A 19,076-nucleotide genomic window follows, 5' to 3' on the forward strand; every position below is an offset into this window, starting at 1 on the left:
TAGAATAGCTGCGAATCCATTCATCCTTCCCGCCCACGCATGCGCAAACTCGTGTTTTTCCTGTTGCTGTCCGCCTGCCAGCTGCCGGCGGGCAGCGCCTTCGCCGCCCATGCCTTTGCGCTGTACGACGCCCCCAAGTATCCGGCCGGCTTCACGCATTTCGATTATGTGAATCCCGATGCGCAGAAGGGCGGCGAACTTTACCTGGCCAATCCGGACCGCCGCACCAGCTTCGACAAGTTCAACCCGTTTTCGCTGAAGGGCGTGGCCGCTGCCGGGGTCGCCTCGCTGATGTTCGAAACGCTGGCGGTCGGCTCGATGGATGAAACCGCCACCATGTACGGCCTGCTGGCGGAAGACATGGAACTGGCGCCGGACCGCATGTCGATGAGCTTCCGCCTGAACCCGAAGGCGCGCTTTTCCAACGGCGACCCGGTGACCGCGGCGGACGTCAAGCATTCGTTCGATATGCTGGTGGCCAAGGGCGCGCCGCAATTCAAGTCGATCTTCGCCGACGTCAAGCAGTGCGTGGTAACTGGCGAGCGCAGCGTGCGCTTCGACTTCAAGTCGCTGAACCACGAATTGCCGCTGATCGTGGGCGGCGTGCCGGTGTTTTCGCGCAAATGGGGCGCCAACACCAGCTTCGACAACATCCAGCTGGAAGCGCCGATCGCCAGCGGGCCGTACCTGATCGAGCAGTACGACGTCGGCCGTTCGATCAGCTACCGGCGCGATCCGAACTATTGGGGCGACGCGGTGCCGGCGCGGCGCGGCAGCTTCAACTTCGGCCGCATCATCTACCGTTTCTACAAGGACGATGTCGCCAAGCTGGAAGCGTTCAAGGCCGGCGAGTTCGATGTGGTGGTCGAGTACAGCGCGAAGAACTGGGCGCGCAGCTATAACGGTCCGAAATTCAGGAGCGGCGAAATCGTCAAGCGCACGCTGGCGCATTCCAACGGCGCCGGCATGCAGGGTTTCGTGATGAACTTGCGGCGCGACCAGTTCAAGGATGTCCGGGTGCGGCAGGCGCTCGGACTGGCGCTGGATTTCGAATGGATGAACCGGCAGCTGTTCTACAACCAGTACACGCGCATCTATTCCTTCTTCAACAACAGCGAGATGGCGGCCACCGGCCTGCCGTCGGCGGCCGAGCTGAAACTGCTGGAGCCGTTGCGCACGCAACTCGATCCGGCCGTGTTCGGTCCGGCGCCGGTGCCGCCGCGCACCGATCCACCGCATTCGCTGCGCGCCAACCTGCTGGCCGCGCGCGCGCTGTTCGAGCAGGCCGGCTGGACTTATCGCGACGGCACGCTGCGCAATGCCAAGGGCGAGCCGTTCGCGTTCGAGATCCTGGACGACCAGTCGGCCATGTCGCGCGTCATCAGCGTCTATGTGCGCAACCTGCAAAAGCTCGGCATTGCGGTGACCCAGCGCACCGCCGACTATGCGCTGGTGCAAAAGCGGATGGAGGAATTCGATTTCGACATGACCAGCATCCGCTTTCCCGACGTCACCACGCCCGGCAACGAGATGTACGACATGTTCGGCTCCAAGGCGGCCGACGAGAAGGGCTCGAACAACGCCTGGGGCCTGAAGGACCCGGCGGTCGACAAGCTGGTCGATGCGCTGGTCGCCGCCACCACCCGCGCCGACCTCGACGCCGCCGCGCGCGCCCTGGACCGGGTGCTGCTGCACAAGTTTCTGGTGGTGCCGCACTGGTACTCGTCGACCCACCGCGTTGCCTACCGCAATCGCTTCGGCATACCGGCCAAGCTGCCGCTGTACTATCAGGCCGACCCGTATGTGATTTCGGTGTGGTGGCAGGAGAAGGCGCGATAAGGGCGGCGAGTGGCTGCTGTGGTGGGCGCATCACCACAAGCGCAGTGAAACCAGGGTCTGAGTAATTTTCGCGGTGCTGTTCCGCGAAAATTACTCAGACCCTGCTTTCACGGATTCGGAGTGATGAGGTAAAAACGGCGCTGGTTTGAGGCATCTACTCCGTGGCTCGTTTAATCAGGGTCAGAGTAATTTTCGCGATGGGGCGCTGCGAAAAAAACTCTGACCCTGATTAAACTGCGGCTTTGCGTATTGGCGTGGGTATGTGTAATTTTACAATGTTTTATATGTGGAAATCATACTATGGTATTGGGAGTATATTAAATTAATGCCATCGATCGCGTTTCCCAACAATCTAACTAACCCCTCCCATTTTCTCAACCATGAACCTCTGGCTCTACATCCTAAAACGCATCCTGCTGATGCTGCCCACCTTGCTCGGCGTGGTGGCGATCACCTTCGCGGTGATCCAATTCGTGCCCGGCGGCCCGGTCGAGCAGGCGCTGATCGAACTGAAGAAAGGCCAGGTCGGCGCCGGCGAAGCTTCGGGTGGCGGCGCCTCGCAGTATCGCGGGCGGCAGGGCATCGACGCCGAGCGGGTGGCCGAGATCAAGGCGCTGTACGGCTTCGATAAGCCGGTGTCGGAGCGCTTCTGGCAAATGCTGAAGGGCTTCGCCACCTTCGATCTGGGAAAAAGTTTCTATCACCACGGCGATGTCTGGCAACTGGTCAAGTCGAAGATGCCGGTGTCCATCACGATCGGACTGTGGACTTTTTTCCTGACCTATTTCATCTCGGTGCCGCTTGGTATCGCCAAGGCCACGCGCGAGGGCAGCCGCTTCGATGCTGCCACCAGCCTGGTGGTGCTGGTCGGCTACTCGATTCCCGGCTTCGTGCTGGGCGTATTCCTGCTGGTGATGTTCGGCGGCGGCAGCTTCTTCCAGTGGTTTCCGCTGCGCGGGCTGACTTCGGATAACTGGGAGACGCTGTCGGCTCTCGGCAAGGTCACCGATTATTTATGGCACATCACGCTGCCGATACTGGCCTCGGTGGCGGGTTCGTTCGCGGTGATGACGATGCTGACCAAGAACACCTTCCTCGAAGAAATCCGCAAGCAGTACGTGCTGACCGCGCGTGCCAAGGGTTTGAGCGACAACGTGGTGCTGTACAAGCACGTGTTCCGCAATGCACTGATCCCGCTGGTGACCGGTTTTCCGGCCGCCTTCATCGGCGCCTTCTTCGCCGGCAGCCTGCTGATTGAAACCCTGTTCTCGCTCGATGGCCTGGGCCTGTTGTCGTATGAGTCGGTGGTGCGGCGCGATTATCCGGTGGTGATGGGCACGTTGTACCTGTTCACCCTGATCGGGCTGGTGGTCAAGCTGCTGGGCGACCTGTGCTACGTCTGGGCCGATCCGCGCGTGCAATTCGAGAGTCTGGCCCGATGACGCCGGCCGACACCATCCTCGTCGAGCCGAAGGAAGCGGCGCCGTCGATTTCGCCCGGGCGCCGCGTCTGGCTGCGGTTCCGCCAGAGCCGGCGCGGCTACTGGAGCCTGCTGCTGTTCGTCGCGCTGTTCGCGCTGTCGCTGATGGCCGAGCTGCTGTCGAACGACAAGCCGCTGGTAGCGCGCTACCACGGCGAGTTGGTGTTCCCGGTGTTCCAGACCTATTCGGAAAAGGCCTTCGGCGGCGATTTCGATTCGCCGGCCGATTACCTCGATCCCTTCATCCAGGATCAGTTCAAGCGCGATGGCAACTGGGCGATTTATCCGCCCAACCGTTATTCCTACAACACGCTGAATTACTTCGCCAAGGAGCCGAATCCGGCGCCCCCTTCGGCCGACAACTGGCTCGGCACCGACGACCGCGGCCGCGATGTGGTGGCCCGGCTGCTGTATGGCTTCCGCATCTCGATCCTGTTCGGCCTGGCGCTGACCATCACCGGCGTGGCGCTGGGCATCGTCACCGGCGCGGTGCAAGGCTATTTCGCCGGCAAGACCGACCTGTTCTTCCAGCGCTTCATGGAAATCTGGGGTTCGATGCCGGAGTTGTACCTGCTGATCATCTTCGCCTCGATCTTCGAGCCCAGCATCCTGCTCTTGCTGGTGCTGCTGTCGCTGTTCGGCTGGATGGGTCTGTCCGATTATGTGCGCGCCGATTTCCTGCGCAACCGCAATCTCGAATACGTGCAGGCGGCGCGCGCGCTGGGCCTGACCAATCGCCAGATCATCTGGCGCCACGTGCTGCCCAACAGCCTGACCTCGGTTGTGACCTTTCTGCCGTTCCGCATGAGCGGCGCGATCCTGGCGCTGACCAGCCTCGATTTCCTCGGCCTCGGCGTGCCGCCGTCGACGCCGAGCCTGGGCGAATTGCTGGCGCAGGGCAAGAATAACCTCGATGCGTGGTGGATCGCGCTGTCCACTTTCGTGGTGCTGACCGTCACCTTGCTGCTGCTGACCAATATCGGCGACGCGCTGCGCAATGCGCTGGATGTGCGGAGGAAGGCATGAGCCGGGGGCAGCAATTGCTAGAGATTCAACATCTGCGGGTCGCGTTCGGCGCGGCCACCGTGGTCGACGATGTCAGTTTCTCGATCGCCGCCGGCGAGAAGCTGGCGCTGGTCGGCGAATCGGGCTCGGGTAAGACCGTGACCGCGCTGTCGCTGCTGCGCCTGAACCAGGATGCGCGCTATGAGGGTCGCATCCTGCTGGACGGCGCCGATGTCCTGCAACAGCCGGAAGGCGCGCTGCGCGCGTTGCGCGGCAAGGACGTGGCGATGATCTTTCAGGAACCGATGACGGCATTGAATCCGCTGTTTACCATCGGCAACCAGATCGCCGAAGTGCTGATGCTGCATGAAGGCCTGAGCGCGAAGGCGGCGGCGCAGCGCACGGTCGACCTGCTGGAAAAAACCGGGATTCCGGAGCCGGCGCGGCGCGCGCAGTCGTATCCGCACCAGCTCTCCGGCGGCCAACGCCAGCGCGCGATGATCGCGATGGCGCTGGCCTGCAAACCGAAGCTGTTGATCGCCGACGAGCCGACCACCGCGCTCGACGTCACGATCCAGGTGCAGATCCTGGAACTGCTGGACCAGTTGCAGCGCCAAGAAAACATGGCGGTGCTGATGATCACGCACGACCTCAACCTGGTACGGCATTTCGCCGACCGCGTCGGCGTGATGGAGCGTGGCCGCCTGGTCGAAATCGCGCCGACCGCCGAATTGTTTGCACAGCCGCGGGAAGCGTATACGCGCCAGTTGCTGGCCAGCCATCCGCAGCGCATCGTCGGCCAGGTGCCTGCGAGCGCTTCGCCACTACTGGCGGTCGAACAACTGCGCTGCACCTTTGCCATCAAGCGCGGCTGGCTGGCGCGCACGCAATTCGTCGCCGTCGACAAGGTCGATCTGGAATTGAAGCGGGGCGAGACGCTGGGCATCGTCGGCGAATCCGGTTCTGGCAAATCGACACTGGGCATGGCCTTGCTGCGGCTGTCGGCGGCGACCGTCAGCGGCCGCGTCAGTTTTGAGGGACAGGACCTGGCGAACATGCCGGGCGCGGCGCTGCGACCCTTGCGGGCGCGCATGCAGGTGGTCTTCCAGGACCCGTTTGCCTCGCTGTCGCCGCGCCGTACTATCGAGCAGATCGTCGGCGAGGGCCTGGAAATCCATCGGCCGCAATTGGACTCCGGCCAGCGGCGCGTGGCGGTGGCGGCGGCATTGGAGGAGGTGGGGCTGGAGGCGGCGATGATGACGCGCTATCCGCACGAATTTTCGGGCGGCCAGCGGCAGCGCATCGCGATTGCGCGCGCGCTGGTGTTAAAGCCGGAGCTGATCCTGCTGGACGAGCCGACCTCGTCGCTGGATGTCTCGGTGCAGTTGCAGGTACTGCAATTGCTCGGCGCACTGCAGCGTAAATACGGCATGGCTTATCTGTTCATCAGCCATGACCTGGCCGTGATTCGGGCAATGGCGCACCGGGTGCTGGTGATGAAGGATGGCAAGGTGGTGGAAAACGGCAGCGTCGACGCAGTGCTTTCCAATCCAACCGAAGCTTATACACGCCGCTTGTTGGCCGCGGCCGAGTATGCGGAGGTGGAGGTTTAATGCGGCGCCATTGTCATCGCATATCTCTGAAATCGAGAACGGCGCTGGTGGATCCGCCATCCATCACTCGCGCCTGCGCGGGAACGACAGGCTGAACTCAGCGCTCCGACGCCAGCGTGATCCGTGGCGGCGCTTTCTTGACGCTGCGGCTCGGCGCCTTGGCGGCGACCGTGGTCTTGCTGCCGGTTTTGGCGCGGGCGGTGACCACGGTTTTTTTGCCGTGCACGGCGCTGGCCACTTTGCGGTGGGTGCCGGCAAGCGTGTCCTTCCTGCTGGCCTTGACGGCAACGCGCCGGCGGTCCGGAACGTCCGGTTCGATCGCCAGTTTGGCGGTTTCCAGCAACTCGACCGAGATGTCCTTGTTCATCGATTCGGCGGTTTTCGGCACCAGGATGGTGGAGCCGGCCTTCAGCCGCATCTTGGGCGGGATGCGGTTGGCTTCGCGCAATGCTTCGGGCGTGGTGTTGAATTTGGCGGCGATGGTTTCGATCCTTTCGCGCGCGCTTTGTACCGTATGCGCGGTCCAGGAGGACAGCGCCTGGGTCCATTTGCCAAGGTTGGCCTTGAACTTCTTGGCGTTGCTCTCCGGCAGCAAAATCCGGGTGTCGGCGCCGCCGGTAATGAGCGGCCGGTTGAACTGCGGATTCAATGCCTTGAATTCGTCGAGCGAGAGTTCGGCCAGTTGCGCGGCCAGCTTCAGGTCGATGTCGTGGGTCTTGTCGATGGTGACGAAGTAAGGCTGGTTTTCCACCTTCGGCAGCGCGATGTTGTACAGCGCCGGGGCGGCGATGATGTTCTTCACCGCCTGCAGCTTCGGCACGTAATTGCGGGTTTCAGCCGGCATCAGCGGCGACAAGCTGTTGAAATCGGTCGGCAGGCCGGCAGCGCGGTTCTTGTTGATCGCGCGTTGCACCGAGCCCTCGCCCCAGTTGTAGGCTGCCAGCGCCAGTTGCCAGTCGCCGAACATGCCGTACAGCTTCTGCAGGTAGGTGAGGGCGGCATCGGTCGAGGCCAGCACGTCGCGCCGCTCGTCGCGGAACATGTTCTGCTTCAGGTTGAAGTCAAGCCCGGTGGAGGGAATGAATTGCCACATGCCGGCCGCCTTGGCGCTCGAGTAGGCATGCGGATTGAAGGCCGATTCGATGAACGGCAGCAAGGCCAGTTCGGTTGGCATGTGCCGCTTTTCCAGTTCCTGCACCACATGGAACAGATACAGCGAGGCACGGGTGGTGGTGCGCTGTATATAGTCGGGGCGCGAGCTGTACCACTCGGTTTGCGTGGTCACCAACGGATTTTCCAGGTCGGGTATGGCGAAGCCGTCGCGAATCCGCTGCCAGACGTCGATTTCTTCCATGCGAAAGATTACCGTGTTCGGGTTGCTCGGATCGAACATGTTGAACGCGGGAGAGAAGTAGGAGATGTCGTTGGCTTGCGCCAAGGGGACGGCGCTGAAGAGTAGCAGTCCGGCAAGGGTGAGTGTTCGTCGTATCGGCTGGGACATGGGCGTTTTTCGCGTGGCCGGCGGCCATCGGCCGGCGCTTGGAATAAGGGAATTGGGAGAGTGTAAGTAACACACTTTCCCGCAGTCAAGCACGATTACAATTCGATGGCAACGCTAAGCCCTTGATTCCGTGCAAATAGTTGATTGAAATCAACGGAAGGAGTTCTTCCATTCGCGCAATGCGGCGAAGGCGGCTACGGGTTCCGGATGGTCCAACCGGCCGGCGGCAAGCAGTTGTTCGACGATCGCCGGTTCCCGAAAGCGCAGGAATGGATTAGTCTGTTTTTCCAGGCCGATGCTGGAGGGGACGGTCGGCCGGCCCTGGTCGCGTTTGGTCTGCTCGCTGGCGATGCGCGCGCTCAGTGCCGCATTGTGCGGGTCGACGTGCTGCGCGAAGCGCAGGTTGGACAGGGTATATTCGTGGGCGCAATAGACCTCGGTGTCGTCCGGCAGCGCGGCCAGCTTGGCCAGGGAAGCAATCATTTGCGCCGGTGTGCCTTCGAACAGGCGGCCGCAGCCGCCGGCGAACAAGGTGTCGCCGCAGAACAGCCAGCGCTGTGCGGCGGCGAAGTAGGCAATATGTCCGCGGGTGTGGCCCGGCACATCTAGCACCGAGAATTGCAGTGCCGGCCGGGGCAGTGTCACGAGATCGCCTTCCGCCAGCGGCTGGGTGACGCCGGCAATCCCTTCCGCGCGCGGGCCGAACACCGGCACCGGGAAGCGCCGCAGCAGCGCCGGCACGCCGCCGACATGGTCAGCGTGGTGATGTGTCAGTAAAATAGCGGCAAGCGAGAGCCGATGCGCGTCCAGCGCGGAGAGGATCGGCGCCGCGTCGCCGGGATCGACAGCCACCGCTTGGACGCCGTCATGGATCAGCCACAGGTAGTTGTCGCTGAACGCCGGCACTCCCAATACGCTCAATGTTGTACTCGATAAGTCAGGCATGGATCATCCGTCTTCCGAAAAGCCGATTATAGCGCTCGGGGCCTGGCTCAAAACCGCGCCCGGCACCTACGTGCAGGCCTGGGAGCAGGCACGCCTGGATGCGCTGACTGCCGACATTTTCGGCTTCAACGCGGTGCAGGTCGGTCTGCCGCAACTGGACGCTTTGCAGGCCAATCGGATGCCGCACCGCTGGGTCAGCGGCACGCATCTGCCGGCGGGCGAACTGGCGCAGGATAGTACCCGCATCGTGGTGGTGCACGACGTTGCCGAGTTGCCGTTTGCCTCGCAAAGCCTGGATCTGGTGGTCTTGCCGCACGTGCTTGAATTCGCCAGCGAGCCGCACCAGGTGTTGCGCGAGGTCGAGCGGGTATTGATTCCGGAAGGGCAAGTCATCATTTGCGGCTTCAATCCCGCCAGTTTGTGGGGCCTGCGGCAAGTCGCCGGGCGCATCAGCGGCAACCATTTCCTGCCGCAAAACGGCGAGTTCATTCATTTGCCGCGCTTGAAGGATTGGCTGAAGCTGTTGAACATGGAAGTCAACCGCGGCCATTTCGGCTGCTATGCGCCGCCTTGCCTGAGCGACAAGTGGCTGCACCGCTATCGCTTCATGGAAAAGGCGGGCGATCGCTGGTGGCCGTATTTCGGCGCGATCTACATCGTGCAGGCCATCAAGCGCGTGCAAGGCATGCGGCTGATCGGTCCGGTCTGGTCGCGCCAGGCGCCGCGGGCGCGGCATGCGGTGCCGGCGGCCAACAGCGTTCAGCACTTGAGCGCTCATATGAACCATTACACGAACGACCACACGAAACCACATGGAAAAAATTGAGATATTCACCGATGGTGCCTGCAAGGGCAATCCCGGCCCGGGCGGCTGGGGCGCCTTGCTGGTGGCTGGCGACTTGAAGAAGGAATTGTTTGGCGGCGAACGCAATACGACTAATAACCGGATGGAACTGAAGGCGGTGATCGAGGCATTGACGGCGTTGACCCGTCCGTGCGAAGTGGTCTTGTATACCGATAGCCAGTACGTGCAGAAGGGGATCAGCGAATGGATCCACGGCTGGAAAGCGCGCGGCTGGAAAACCGCGGCCAGGGCGCCGGTCAAGAACGTCGATTTATGGCAGGCGCTGGATGCGGCGCAACTGCGGCACCGGATCGACTGGCGCTGGGTCCGGGGCCATACTGGCCATGCCGGCAACGAATGTGCCGACATGCTGGCGAATCGCGGCGTGCAATCGGTTTCCTGAGCTGCTCGATCGTGCGCCGATAGGCACCAAAATCACAGGCGTTTCCCTGGTGGTTATTGTAATAATACTGGAGTATTGCAAAAATGATGAAATATTGCGAGCGGAAATTGATGATTGTGTAGGGAGTATGTGTTGATAAATCGCCCCTGGCGTTCTCAATAGTTTCCCGCCGATTGGCGGCGCGGGTCGGCACGCATCTCCGGCTGGTAGCAAACATTCGCGAGACGGATCGCACGCCGATTGTCGGCCGCGAAGTTGAGCGGCCGACTGCGCACGAACGGTTGCTCATGACCTGAGACGTACAGCGCCGCCCGGGTAAGCCAGTATTGTGTTGGCGCCGCCTGCATCGAGGATGCCGTCAGTAGCGCCGCCAGGCTGGCAGCCAGCAGCACCTGGCTTAGCGGCGTCCGATGCGCCACTCCGGAAATCCAGATGAAGCCGATACTGACCATCGCCCCCAGCAGGTAGCCGGCAACCACTTCCGCAACGGAATGGAACTCGAGTACCAGCCGCGAGATGCCGACCAGCAAGCCAAGCGTCAATGCCAGCAGCACGCCGCTCGCCCGCAGCGAGGCCGGACGGTGCTGTAATACCAGGAAAGCGACCACCGGCAACACCGCCATCGCGAAGGTCGTATGACCGCTGATGCCGGTGAAGTCCAGGGCGGGAATGCCGACGCCCCAGCCGATGAAGGCAATCTTGCTGCCGACCACCAGCAGGGTGGCGAACGTCAGCAGCACGCACCACCAGTACAGCAGCCGATGGCGGTGCGCCGCCAGCAGCCACAGGCAGATCACGAGCGCTGCCGGCCCCATCAGGCTGGTGTCGCCGAGATGCGTAATTTTTGTCCAGGGAAGCATTGCCTGATCCGGGTGCCTGTCATTTGTCGTCGCGCTGGGTTGGCGACCATGGACAACCTTACCGAAAATCGATTACGGCGCAGTGATTTTGCTCAAGCACGGCAGCGATCCGTGGCGCCGCCGGCAAATCGGCGATCAGCTAAAATGCCGCTGGGCCAACCATTGTTTTTGCCATCAACCATGCGACAGATTGTTCTCGACACAGAAACCACCGGCCTGAATCCGCGCTCTGGCGACCGCATCATTGAAATCGGCTGTGTCGAGTTGATTAACCGCCGTCTGACCGGCAACAATTTCCATACTTACCTGAATCCGGAACGCGATTCGGAAGAAGGTGCGCTGGCGGTGCACGGGTTAACCACCGAATTCCTCTCCAACAAGCCGAAATTTCCGGAAATTGCGCCTGCGCTGCTGGACTACGTGCGCGGCGCCGAACTGATCATCCATAACGCGCCGTTCGATCTGGCTTTCCTGGATGCCGAACTGGAACGCTTGAATCACGCCGGTTTCACCAGTGAAACCGGGCCGGTCATTGATACCTTGCTGCAGGCCAAGGAATTGCACCCGGGCCGCCGCAATTCGCTGGATGCGCTCTGCGACCGTTACGGCATATCCAATGCCCACCGGACACTGCACGGCGCGCTGCTGGACGCCGAACTGCTGGCCGAGGTCTATCTGGCGATGACGCGCGGCCAGAACAGTCTGACGATCGACCTGATGGCAGCCGACTCGTCGGCTGGCAGTGCCGGCCCGGCGGCCGATGCGCCGCTGGCTGCGATCATCGTGCTGGCCGCCAGCGCCGACGAAGTGCGGGAGCACGAAACCATCCTCGCCGGCCTGGACGCTCAGGTGAAAGGAAAATCCGTATGGCGCACTTTGCTGGAATCCTGATCCAAATTTGCTGCGTCGGACTTTCGGAAAAACATCATTTTGTGCGATAATGCGCACCGCCCCGGACGGTTAGCTCAGCGGTAGAGCACTGCCTTCACACGGCAGGGGTCACTGGTTCGATCCCAGTACCGTCCACCAGAACATCAAAAAGACCCGCGCTTCGGCGCGGGTTTTCTTTTGCGGGCGCTTCCAAAACTGCCAACCGGATTCGTCCCCTGCCGCACCCATGATGCGGTTGCTTCGGGTCAACCTGCTCCCCCACCAGTTGCTGCAATCAGTTCCAAAATGAAAATGGTTCCCGCGCGACATACGTGTATGGCGCATGATCCAGGTCAAATCCGGCCCGGCCTGGTCACGTAGAGTTGTGATCAGGATATAGCGGCTGCGGCAAAGCCCATCTGGCGCCCAGTTGCGGATTCCCGCGCGCTTTCAACAATAACCAGCAGCAGGAGCGACTCATGAAATTTCCTTCGACTGTCAGTCTGAAAAATTGGAGCCTCGTTATCCTGCTGCCGCTGCTGGGGGCCTGTGCGGCCATCGCTCCCGGCATGCACATGGACACCGGGACGATGCCTGAGCCGGAGCGGCCTGAAGTCAAAGCCACCCTTCAAGCGATTACCCCACAATTAATGAAGGAAGAAAAGGAGCGCCGCCAGCAGGAGGCTAGTGCCGACATCAGCGGCTTGATGGGCAAGCCCGCGGCATACCGGTTGGCGGCCGGCGATATCCTGGCGATCGTGGTCTGGAACCACCCGGAGCTGGCGGCTGCGGTGATGTCGATGCCGGCCACTGGAATTATCGGTATCGACAATGCCAGCACTTCGTCCTTGCCTGCCGGCTTCGTGGTCGACCAGAACGGCATGCTGCAATTTCCGTTTGTCGGCTCCTTGAAGGCAGAGGGTCTGACGGTGGACGAATTGCGCAGCCAGCTTGGGAGCCAGTTGGCACGTTTTATCAAGAACCCCGATATAACGATACGGGTCCAGGCTTATCGCAGCAAGCGCGTGTATGTTACCGGCGAGGTCAAGAGCCCGGGGCTGCAATCGATCAATGATGTTTCGATGACCTTGCCGGAAGCACTGAGCCGTTCCGGCGGTACCTTGCCAACTGCGGATCGTGGCGCCATCGAGGTCACCCGTGGCGGCAAGACCTATCACGTCAACTTGCCGCAACTGGTCGCGAGGGGCGTCGATCCCAATTCGATTGTTCTCGAAAATGGCGACGTGGTGCGGGTGGCTCCGCGTGACGAGGGCAAGGTGTTTGTGCTGGGTGAGGTTACGGCGCCGCGCGCGCTGATGATGAACGACGGCCGCCTGACGCTGAATGATGCGCTGGGCGAAGCGGGCGGCTTGAGCACCATTACCGCCGGTGCGCGTCATGTGTACGTGGTGCGCAGTGCTGCCGACATGGAACCGCTCGTGTACCACCTGGATGCCCGCTCGCCAGTGGCCTTTGCACTCGCGGAAAATTTCGAGTTGCAGCGCAAGGATGTGGTGTACGTGGATGCGCATCCGCTGGCGAACTGGAATCGCGTGATCAGCTTGTTGTTGCCGGGTCCGCTATCAGCTCCGGTAAATAACATTGGTAACAGATGATCGCTTCCGTGTGTTCGGAGCCATATGTGCCAACCTGTGTGCCCGGTCTATCTCCGCCCGCATCCATGCTGCGATGTCGCCGATCGCAGCCTTCGCCGGCAACCCGTGCGAGACGGTATGAGTAGCTTCGCCCGTGCCGGCGCGAATGCGCAATTGCCGGTATTCGGCGCGGATTTTTCTTCAAACCGCTATCTAGGTTTCAGGTAACTCCATGATGAACAATCTCCCGCTCCAGCAACAAGCCCTGTTGCCAAACTATATGCAACAAGGCGCCCAGCCCTATTTGCCGGAGGATGACGGGGTGGGAATGGCGACCTATCTGAATATCATCCGCGACAATCTCTGGTTGATTTTGAGCATTGCGCTAACGGTCAGCTTGCTGGGGGTCGGCTATGCATTTCTGGCCAAGCCGGTATACCAGGCAAACATGCTGATTCACGTTGAGGAAGATAGCCCGAATGCCTCCAAGAACATCCTCGGAGAAATGTCTTCGATGTTCGAAACCAAAACCGCGGCATCTTCCGAAATAGAACTTTTGCGCTCGCGTCTGGTGACTTCACGAGCGGTAGATAAGTTGCGGTTGTACATCAACGTCCAGCCGAAGTATTTTCCGTTGATAGGTGGCTGGATTTCCAGGCATACCAAGACATCCTTCGCGCCGGGAATATTCGGCTACGGTGGCTACGTGTGGGGCAAGGAAAAAATGGAGGTCAGTGTCTTTAACGTCTCGGATGGACTATTGAACAAGGAATTCGTGGTCACCATCGGCAATGATGGTCAATACCGTCTGACGCAGGATGAGAAGGAGATTGATCTATTGGGCAAGATTGGGGAAACGCTGGACATGGATACCGAAGCTGGTCACATCCAGTTGATTTTGGGAAACCTGGTGGCCGAGCCAGGCGCTCAGTTCCTGCTCACTCGAAATTCAAGGTTGACTACCATTGAATCCATACAGAAGGCGATGACCGTCGAAGAATTGGGTGCCCAGACGTCCGGGGTGATCGGGGTCACGCTCAAGGGGTCGAATCCGAAAGCCGTTAGCGACGTCCTGACGGAAATCGGGAATGAATACATGCGGCAGAATCTCGCGCGCAAGACAGAGGAGGCCGAAAAGTCGCTTGCTTTCCTGGACAAGCAATTGCCCGAACTCAAGCAGCAGCTTGAGCAGTCGGAAAATCAATACAACCAGTTCCGCAATGCGCATGGCACGATTGATTTGAATGAAGAAGCCAAGCAGACGTTGACACAGTTCTCGGCTGCCAAGCTGAAACGCTCGGAACTACGGCAGAAGCGCACCGAGCTATTGGCCCTGTTTACTCCAGATCATCCGGCAGTCAAAGGGATCGATAGCCAACTAAAGGAAATCAACGGTGAAATCAATGACATAGCCGGTCACATCAAAACCTTGCCGATGCTGGAGCAAAACTCGCTACGCCTGTCGCGCGACGTCAAGGTCAATACTGATCTCTATACCGCGTTATTGAATACCGCGCAGCAGTTGCGGCTGGCCACCGTTGGCAAGGTCAGCAACGTGCGTCTGGTCGATACACCCATGGTGCCCGAAAAACCGATCCAGCCGAAGCGGCCTCTGGTTATTTCGGGAGCGGTGCTGATCGGGTTGTTTCTGGGATTGTTGAGCGCCTTCATGAAAAAATCCTTCTTCGGAAAGATCGACGATCCGCAGGAAATTGAAAAAATACTCGGAATTCCTGTCTATGCCACCATTCCTCATAGTAAAACGCAGCGTATCCTGCACAAGCGGATTAACGGTAAATCGTTGAGGATACCGCTTCTGGCGAACCTGTCTGCGACCGATATCGCAATTGAAAGCCTGCGAAATTTTCGGACTGCGCTGCAGTTCTCCACGCAGCAGTCGAGAAACAATATCGTATTGATGACTGGCGCTACGCCGGGTCTTGGAAAATCCTTCGTGTCGGTCAACCTATCGGCGATTATCGCAACCGGCGGAAAAAGGATATTGCTGATCGATGCCGATCTGCGCGATGGCCACCTGCACCAGTATTTTGGGCTCCCCAGGCAGAACGGCTTGTCCGACATTCTCTCGGGGGCTGCGGGCGCGGCGCAAGTAATTCATCGCAGTGTCATGGAAAACATGGATTTCATTTCGACCGGACCCCTTCCACCCAATCCATCCGAACTGCTATTGCGTCCGCGTTTTGGAGAAATGTTGCAGTTCCTGTCCAGCAGCTACGATCTGATTTTGATCGACACCGCGCCGATTCTTGCTGCCGCCGATAGTCTGATAATTGGCGCCCATGCGGGAGCGATTTATATCATTACTCGAGCCGGAATTACGACAAACGGGGAGGTCAAGGAATCACTCAACCGTTTGCGGCAATCGGGTCTGGTCGCCAAAGGCGTCCTGTTTAATGACTTGAAAGCAAGGCCAGCCGGCTACGACTATGGATACGAATATGGGAACTATGGAGCTGTTGCGGCTGGAGGGGAGGCAACTGCGCTGATAGAAACCTCATCATCCTTGCGCTAGCACTGTGGTCTCGGAATGTCTCAGATTCCGCAAGCTCGAATTCGCCCGAGGCGACTATTTTAAAAAACGACCGGGCGGAGATTTCCAGATTCCGGCTTTTTGCACATAACGACAAGATTGACAAGGGTGCTTGCCTTCATTGTTTTTTTAAGGCATCACTTATTGCGTTTATTCAAATGCAATCAGCGCAGGAATTAGGTATTTATTATAATATTCCGGACGCACATCTGTTGCGTGTAGTTAACTATTGTTTCTGTGAAATAAATTGCTATAGCTAATTTGGAATCATGATCGAATGACAGGCAACTAATAGATTGATTGAATATTGCGTATCTACTAATTGCCTATCATTTCACATTCTTCATTTTTTCGGAGTTTTTAACGACAGAACTTTTCCTCTTGGAACTTGTTTCCGCGCATCAAGGTCAGACGAGCACAAGGCATAACGAAGATTGTGCTTTGCAAAATTATGCTTTCGTCACAGACCTTTTTGAACTTGAGGAATCGTTTTGCTTACATCAACTACTCAATTACGAACACGTTCCATGCTCGCCGCCAGCATGACCATACTCCTTGCTGCTTGCGGAGGCGGGGGCGGCACTGAGAGCGCCCAATACCCTGATACCATGATGGTGGCGGGTACAGAACAAATCACCGCTGACACCCAGGCATCGGCAAGCGATTCGAGCACATCTTCTTCCGCTGCGCAGGTGTCCTCCCCGCCGTCGGACCTGCAGCCGACGCCAACTCCGGTACTGGATGGGAAATCGACAACAACGTGGAACCGGAAACCAAAGCCGACCCCGACTCCAGCACCAGCACCAGCACCAGCACCAGCACCAGCACCAGCACCAGCACCAGCACCAGCACCAGCACCAGCACCAGCACCAGCACCAGCACCAGCACCAGCACCAGCACCAGCACCAGCTCCAGCTCCAGCTCCAGCTCCGGCCCCGGCCCCGAGTCGTGACGTACTGAAGCAGCCGTTTGCAGTCAACAGCATCTGGAACATGCCGATTGGCAGCGGGGCGCAGTATGTGGCGGCGAATTTGCCGGCGGTTCCGGGCAACGATGTGTGGGCGCCGATGCCGCAGATTGATGACGAGATCATTGTCCTGAAGCCGTCTGCGCCGAATACCACGATCAATTACAGCAGCGCCGGTTGGAGCGGTGCCAACCGCTGCGGCGCCACTGGCGGGGCACTGACGCAGGTGCCGATTCCCTCGGATTACGTGGTGCCGAACAACAATGCAAATGGCTCGGCGGTTTTCCTGAAAGCCGATGGCCGCACGCTGATTCACGCTCAACCCTTCACGCGCTGCACGGCTGGCGCGGCGGCGACCGCACTGGTGACCTTCCCTGCGGTTGACATCTATGGCGACGGCATCACCGGCTCGCACGGCGGCTCCGGCATGTCGGCGATTGGCGGCTCGATTCGGGTAGGGGAATTGCGGCCTGGTCAGCAAGGTCCGCGCCACGCGCTGAAGGTCAACGTGTACGCCAAGCAAACTCTGTACAAATGCAGCACGCGTTCGGATTGCTACCGTTGGCCGGCAATCGCCGCCGACAGCTATGCGGTCGGGTTTTACGGAACGGCCAGCAACAACACGAACAGTGCGATGAAAATGGGGGCACTGCTGGCGATCCCAGCCTCCACCAACATCGGCAACCTGGGTCTGGAGACGGAGCCGGGCAAGCAGTTGGCCTGGACCCTGCAAAACTACGGTGCCTATATCGTGGACGACACCTGGGGGCCGAGCTTTGCCTTCAACGTCGAGAACGGACCGGACGGATCGGTGCGCACGCAGTTCCAGGCGGACTATGGCTACAAGCTGGAGCAGCGGGTGAATGACAACACCCCGTGGTCACGCGACGTCCAGAAACTGGCACAGGCGCTGTATGTGGTCAACAACAACAGCCCGACCTCGATCGGCGGCGGCGGTACTCCACGCCAACCGCTGGCAGCTGCGCTGCAGTAATCAGGCTGGTACTTGTTTGACGGCGCTTGTCGCTGCGGTGGGAATTGATTGCCGTAAATTATTACGAGTAACGCTACCGATATAAACAAGATGCCAATCTCACCGTGACCGGTATTCAACCAAATACCGGTAAATTTCTTGGTCGAGCGGCAATGTCCGCTCGATTATTAGTTTATCCATAGATTTTTTTATAAGGAATTATTTCCCGCAAAAATCGTTTTCACCCGGAACCGTTGCCCCACATCAAAGTCAGACTTGCTCGGAGCGTGACCAACGTCGTGCTTTTTAAAGCGTTTGGCTTTCATCCAAATTTTTTGTGGGGAAACAGTTTTGACTAAATCAACGATTCTATTGCGGCGGCACATTTTGCTAGCTGCCAGTACTACCGTATTTCTCGCCGCCTGTGGAGGCGGGGGCGACGGCACTACGGCGGGGACATCAACAACGAATCCGAATGTGAGCGCCCAAGAACAGGTCAACACCGGAAACGCTTCAAGTCCAACCACGCCTACCTCTCCAACGCCATCCGGGAATCGTGACGTACTGAAGCAGCCGTTTGCAGTCAACAGCATCTGGAACATGCCGATTGGCAGCGGGGCGCAGTATGTGGCGGCGAATTTGCCGGCGGTTCCGGGCAACGATGTGTGGGCGCCGATGCCGCAGATTGATGACGAGATCATTGTCCTGAAGCCGTCTGCGCCGAATACCACGATCAATTACAGCAGCGCCGGTTGGAGCGGTGCCAACCGCTGCGGCGCCACTGGCGGGGCACTGACGCAGGTGCCGATTCCCTCGGATTACGTGGTGCCGAACAACAATGCAAATGGCTCGGCGGTTTTCCTGAAAGCCGATGGCCGCACGCTGATTCACGCTCAACCCTTCACGCGCTGCACGGCTGGCGCGGCGGCGACCGCACTGGTGACCTTCCCTGCGGTTGACATCTATGGCGACGGCATCACCGGCTCGCACGGCGGCTCCGGCATGTCGGCGATTGGCGGCTCGATTCGGGTAGGGGAATTGCGGCCTGGTCAGCAAGGTCCGCGCCACGCGCTGAAGGTCAACGTGTACGCCAAGCAAACTCTGTACAAATGCAGCACGCGTTCGGATTGCTACCGTTGGCCGGCAATCGCCGCCGACAGCTATGCGGTCGGGTTTTACGGAACGGCCAGCAACAACACGAACAGTGCGATGAAAATGGGGGCACTGCTGGCGATCCCAGCCTCCACCAACATCGGCAACCTGGGTCTGGAGACGGAGCCGGGCAAGCAGTTGGCCTGGACCCTGCAAAACTACGGTGCCTATATCGTGGACGACACCTGGGGGCCGAGCTTTGCCTTCAACGTCGAGAACGGACCGGACGGATCGGTGCGCACGCAGTTCCAGGCGGACTATGGCTACAAGCTGGAGCAGCGGGTGAATGACAACACCCCGTGGTCACGCGACGTCCAGAAACTGGCACAGGCGCTGTATGTGGTCAACAACAACAGCCCGACCTCGATCGGCGGCGGCGGTACTCCACGCCAACCGCTGGCAGCTGCGCTGCCATAGGTCATTGATCGCCATTGTTGCAAATTAATCGGGCCACGCTGCAGCATGCAGGCGTGGCCTT

The 19,076-nt window shown here is 59.6% G+C and carries 16 protein-coding genes and 1 tRNA gene; 12 read left to right on the forward strand and 5 right to left on the reverse strand.

The window, feature by feature from the left end:
- Positions 1-39: 39 nt before the first annotated feature.
- From ACK2VC_RS14770 to ACK2VC_RS14785, 4 genes are all read left to right on the forward strand, one after another.
- Entirely contained in the window at positions 40-1,839 is a 1,800-nt protein-coding gene (locus ACK2VC_RS14770) for an extracellular solute-binding protein (RefSeq protein WP_486731142.1), read from the forward strand.
- A 380-nt stretch (positions 1,840-2,219) separates the two neighbouring features.
- Entirely contained in the window at positions 2,220-3,281 is a 1,062-nt protein-coding gene (locus ACK2VC_RS14775; RefSeq protein WP_486731143.1) for a microcin C ABC transporter permease YejB, read from the forward strand.
- A complete protein-coding gene (locus ACK2VC_RS14780; RefSeq protein ID WP_486731144.1) occupies positions 3,278-4,345 on the forward strand; it encodes an ABC transporter permease in 1,068 nt (355 codons plus the stop codon). Before ACK2VC_RS14775 ends, ACK2VC_RS14780 begins: the two co-directional genes overlap by 4 nt.
- Complete coding sequence (locus tag ACK2VC_RS14785) at positions 4,342-5,937, forward strand: ABC transporter ATP-binding protein (protein ID WP_486731145.1); 1,596 nt, start codon at positions 4,342-4,344, stop codon at positions 5,935-5,937. The genes ACK2VC_RS14780 and ACK2VC_RS14785 overlap by 4 nt, the downstream gene beginning before the upstream one ends.
- Positions 5,938-6,034: 97 nt before the next feature.
- On the opposite strand, the gene ACK2VC_RS14790 is transcribed toward ACK2VC_RS14785, so the two are convergent.
- Complete coding sequence (locus ACK2VC_RS14790; protein ID WP_486731146.1) at positions 6,035-7,438, reverse strand: transglycosylase SLT domain-containing protein; 1,404 nt, start codon at positions 7,436-7,438, stop codon at positions 6,035-6,037.
- A gap of 150 nt (positions 7,439-7,588) precedes the next feature.
- Entirely contained in the window at positions 7,589-8,383 is a 795-nt protein-coding gene (gloB, locus tag ACK2VC_RS14795; RefSeq protein ID WP_486731147.1) for a hydroxyacylglutathione hydrolase, read from the reverse strand.
- Here gloB and ACK2VC_RS14800 point away from each other — a divergent pair.
- Together ACK2VC_RS14800 and rnhA are read left to right on the forward strand one after the other, a co-directional pair.
- Entirely contained in the window at positions 8,382-9,209 is an 828-nt protein-coding gene (locus ACK2VC_RS14800; RefSeq protein WP_486731148.1) for a class I SAM-dependent methyltransferase, read from the forward strand. The two genes, gloB and ACK2VC_RS14800, sit on opposite strands and share 2 nt — an antisense overlap.
- Positions 9,196-9,630 carry a ribonuclease HI gene (rnhA, locus tag ACK2VC_RS14805; protein WP_486731149.1) on the forward strand — a complete coding sequence of 145 codons (435 nt, stop codon included), beginning with the start codon at positions 9,196-9,198 and terminating at the stop codon, positions 9,628-9,630. Before ACK2VC_RS14800 ends, rnhA begins: the two co-directional genes overlap by 14 nt.
- A 155-nt stretch (positions 9,631-9,785) precedes the next feature.
- Here rnhA and ACK2VC_RS14810 read toward each other — a convergent pair whose 3' ends face one another.
- Positions 9,786-10,490 (reverse strand): phosphatase PAP2 family protein, encoded by a 705-nt coding sequence (locus ACK2VC_RS14810; RefSeq protein ID WP_486731150.1) that lies wholly within the window; start codon positions 10,488-10,490, stop codon positions 9,786-9,788.
- A 180-nt stretch (positions 10,491-10,670) separates the two neighbouring features.
- Between ACK2VC_RS14810 and dnaQ the strand changes: the two genes are divergently transcribed.
- The 4 genes from dnaQ to ACK2VC_RS14830 all read left to right on the forward strand — a co-directional run bounded on the left by dnaQ (position 10,671) and on the right by ACK2VC_RS14830 (position 15,488).
- A complete protein-coding gene (dnaQ, locus tag ACK2VC_RS14815; RefSeq protein ID WP_486731151.1) occupies positions 10,671-11,381 on the forward strand; it encodes a DNA polymerase III subunit epsilon in 711 nt (236 codons plus the stop codon).
- Between the two features lie 63 nt (positions 11,382-11,444).
- Positions 11,445-11,519 (forward strand) — tRNA-Val (locus tag ACK2VC_RS14820).
- Positions 11,520-11,839: 320 nt separating this feature from the next.
- The gene (locus ACK2VC_RS14825) at positions 11,840-12,976 is read left to right on the forward strand and encodes a polysaccharide biosynthesis/export family protein (RefSeq protein WP_486731152.1); all 1,137 of its coding nucleotides are present in this window, start codon (positions 11,840-11,842) and stop codon (positions 12,974-12,976) included.
- Positions 12,977-13,187: 211 nt separating this feature from the next.
- Positions 13,188-15,488: a polysaccharide biosynthesis tyrosine autokinase gene (locus ACK2VC_RS14830; protein ID WP_486731153.1), complete on the forward strand. Its 2,301-nt coding sequence runs from the start codon at positions 13,188-13,190 to the stop codon at positions 15,486-15,488.
- A 651-nt stretch (positions 15,489-16,139) separates the two neighbouring features.
- Here ACK2VC_RS14830 and ACK2VC_RS14835 read toward each other — a convergent pair.
- The gene (locus ACK2VC_RS14835; protein ID WP_486731154.1) at positions 16,140-16,412 is read right to left on the reverse strand and encodes a hypothetical protein; all 273 of its coding nucleotides are present in this window, start codon (positions 16,410-16,412) and stop codon (positions 16,140-16,142) included.
- 86 nt (positions 16,413-16,498) lie between these two features.
- Between ACK2VC_RS14835 and ACK2VC_RS14840 the strand changes: the two genes are divergently transcribed.
- Complete coding sequence (locus ACK2VC_RS14840) at positions 16,499-17,467, forward strand: hypothetical protein (RefSeq protein WP_486731155.1); 969 nt, start codon at positions 16,499-16,501, stop codon at positions 17,465-17,467.
- Between the two features lie 188 nt (positions 17,468-17,655).
- Here the strand turns inward: ACK2VC_RS14840 and ACK2VC_RS14845 are convergent, their stop codons facing one another.
- A complete protein-coding gene (locus ACK2VC_RS14845; protein WP_486731156.1) occupies positions 17,656-18,048 on the reverse strand; it encodes a hypothetical protein in 393 nt (130 codons plus the stop codon).
- On the opposite strand from ACK2VC_RS14845, the gene ACK2VC_RS14850 reads away from it, so the two are divergent.
- Positions 18,047-19,015: a hypothetical protein gene (locus ACK2VC_RS14850; protein ID WP_486731157.1), complete on the forward strand. Its 969-nt coding sequence runs from the start codon at positions 18,047-18,049 to the stop codon at positions 19,013-19,015. The genes ACK2VC_RS14845 and ACK2VC_RS14850 overlap by 2 nt on opposite strands.
- The last annotated feature ends 61 nt before the right edge of the window (positions 19,016-19,076 follow it).

Source organism: Herbaspirillum sp. WTB6 (genome assembly GCF_057457785.1).

Excerpts from the sequence above, each read along its gene's own strand:
- ACK2VC_RS14770 (WP_486731142.1), top strand. The coding sequence starts at position 40 with ATGCGCAAACTCGTGTTTTTCCTGTTGCTGTCCGCCTGCCAGCTGCCG.
- ACK2VC_RS14775 (WP_486731143.1), top strand. The coding sequence starts at position 2,220 with ATGAACCTCTGGCTCTACATCCTAAAACGCATCCTGCTGATGCTGCCC.
- ACK2VC_RS14780 (WP_486731144.1), top strand. The coding sequence starts at position 3,278 with ATGACGCCGGCCGACACCATCCTCGTCGAGCCGAAGGAAGCGGCGCCG.
- ACK2VC_RS14785 (WP_486731145.1), top strand. The coding sequence starts at position 4,342 with ATGAGCCGGGGGCAGCAATTGCTAGAGATTCAACATCTGCGGGTCGCG.
- ACK2VC_RS14790 (WP_486731146.1), bottom strand. The coding sequence starts at position 7,438 with ATGTCCCAGCCGATACGACGAACACTCACCCTTGCCGGACTGCTACTC.
- ACK2VC_RS14800 (WP_486731148.1), top strand. The coding sequence starts at position 8,382 with ATGGATCATCCGTCTTCCGAAAAGCCGATTATAGCGCTCGGGGCCTGG.
- gloB (WP_486731147.1), bottom strand. The coding sequence starts at position 8,383 with ATGCCTGACTTATCGAGTACAACATTGAGCGTATTGGGAGTGCCGGCG.
- rnhA (WP_486731149.1), top strand. The coding sequence starts at position 9,196 with ATGGAAAAAATTGAGATATTCACCGATGGTGCCTGCAAGGGCAATCCC.
- ACK2VC_RS14810 (WP_486731150.1), bottom strand. The coding sequence starts at position 10,490 with ATGCTTCCCTGGACAAAAATTACGCATCTCGGCGACACCAGCCTGATG.
- dnaQ (WP_486731151.1), top strand. The coding sequence starts at position 10,671 with ATGCGACAGATTGTTCTCGACACAGAAACCACCGGCCTGAATCCGCGC.
- ACK2VC_RS14825 (WP_486731152.1), top strand. The coding sequence starts at position 11,840 with ATGAAATTTCCTTCGACTGTCAGTCTGAAAAATTGGAGCCTCGTTATC.
- ACK2VC_RS14830 (WP_486731153.1), top strand. The coding sequence starts at position 13,188 with ATGATGAACAATCTCCCGCTCCAGCAACAAGCCCTGTTGCCAAACTAT.
- ACK2VC_RS14840 (WP_486731155.1), top strand. The coding sequence starts at position 16,499 with ATGCCGATTGGCAGCGGGGCGCAGTATGTGGCGGCGAATTTGCCGGCG.
- ACK2VC_RS14850 (WP_486731157.1), top strand. The coding sequence starts at position 18,047 with ATGCCGATTGGCAGCGGGGCGCAGTATGTGGCGGCGAATTTGCCGGCG.
- ACK2VC_RS14845 (WP_486731156.1), bottom strand. The coding sequence starts at position 18,048 with ATGTTCCAGATGCTGTTGACTGCAAACGGCTGCTTCAGTACGTCACGA.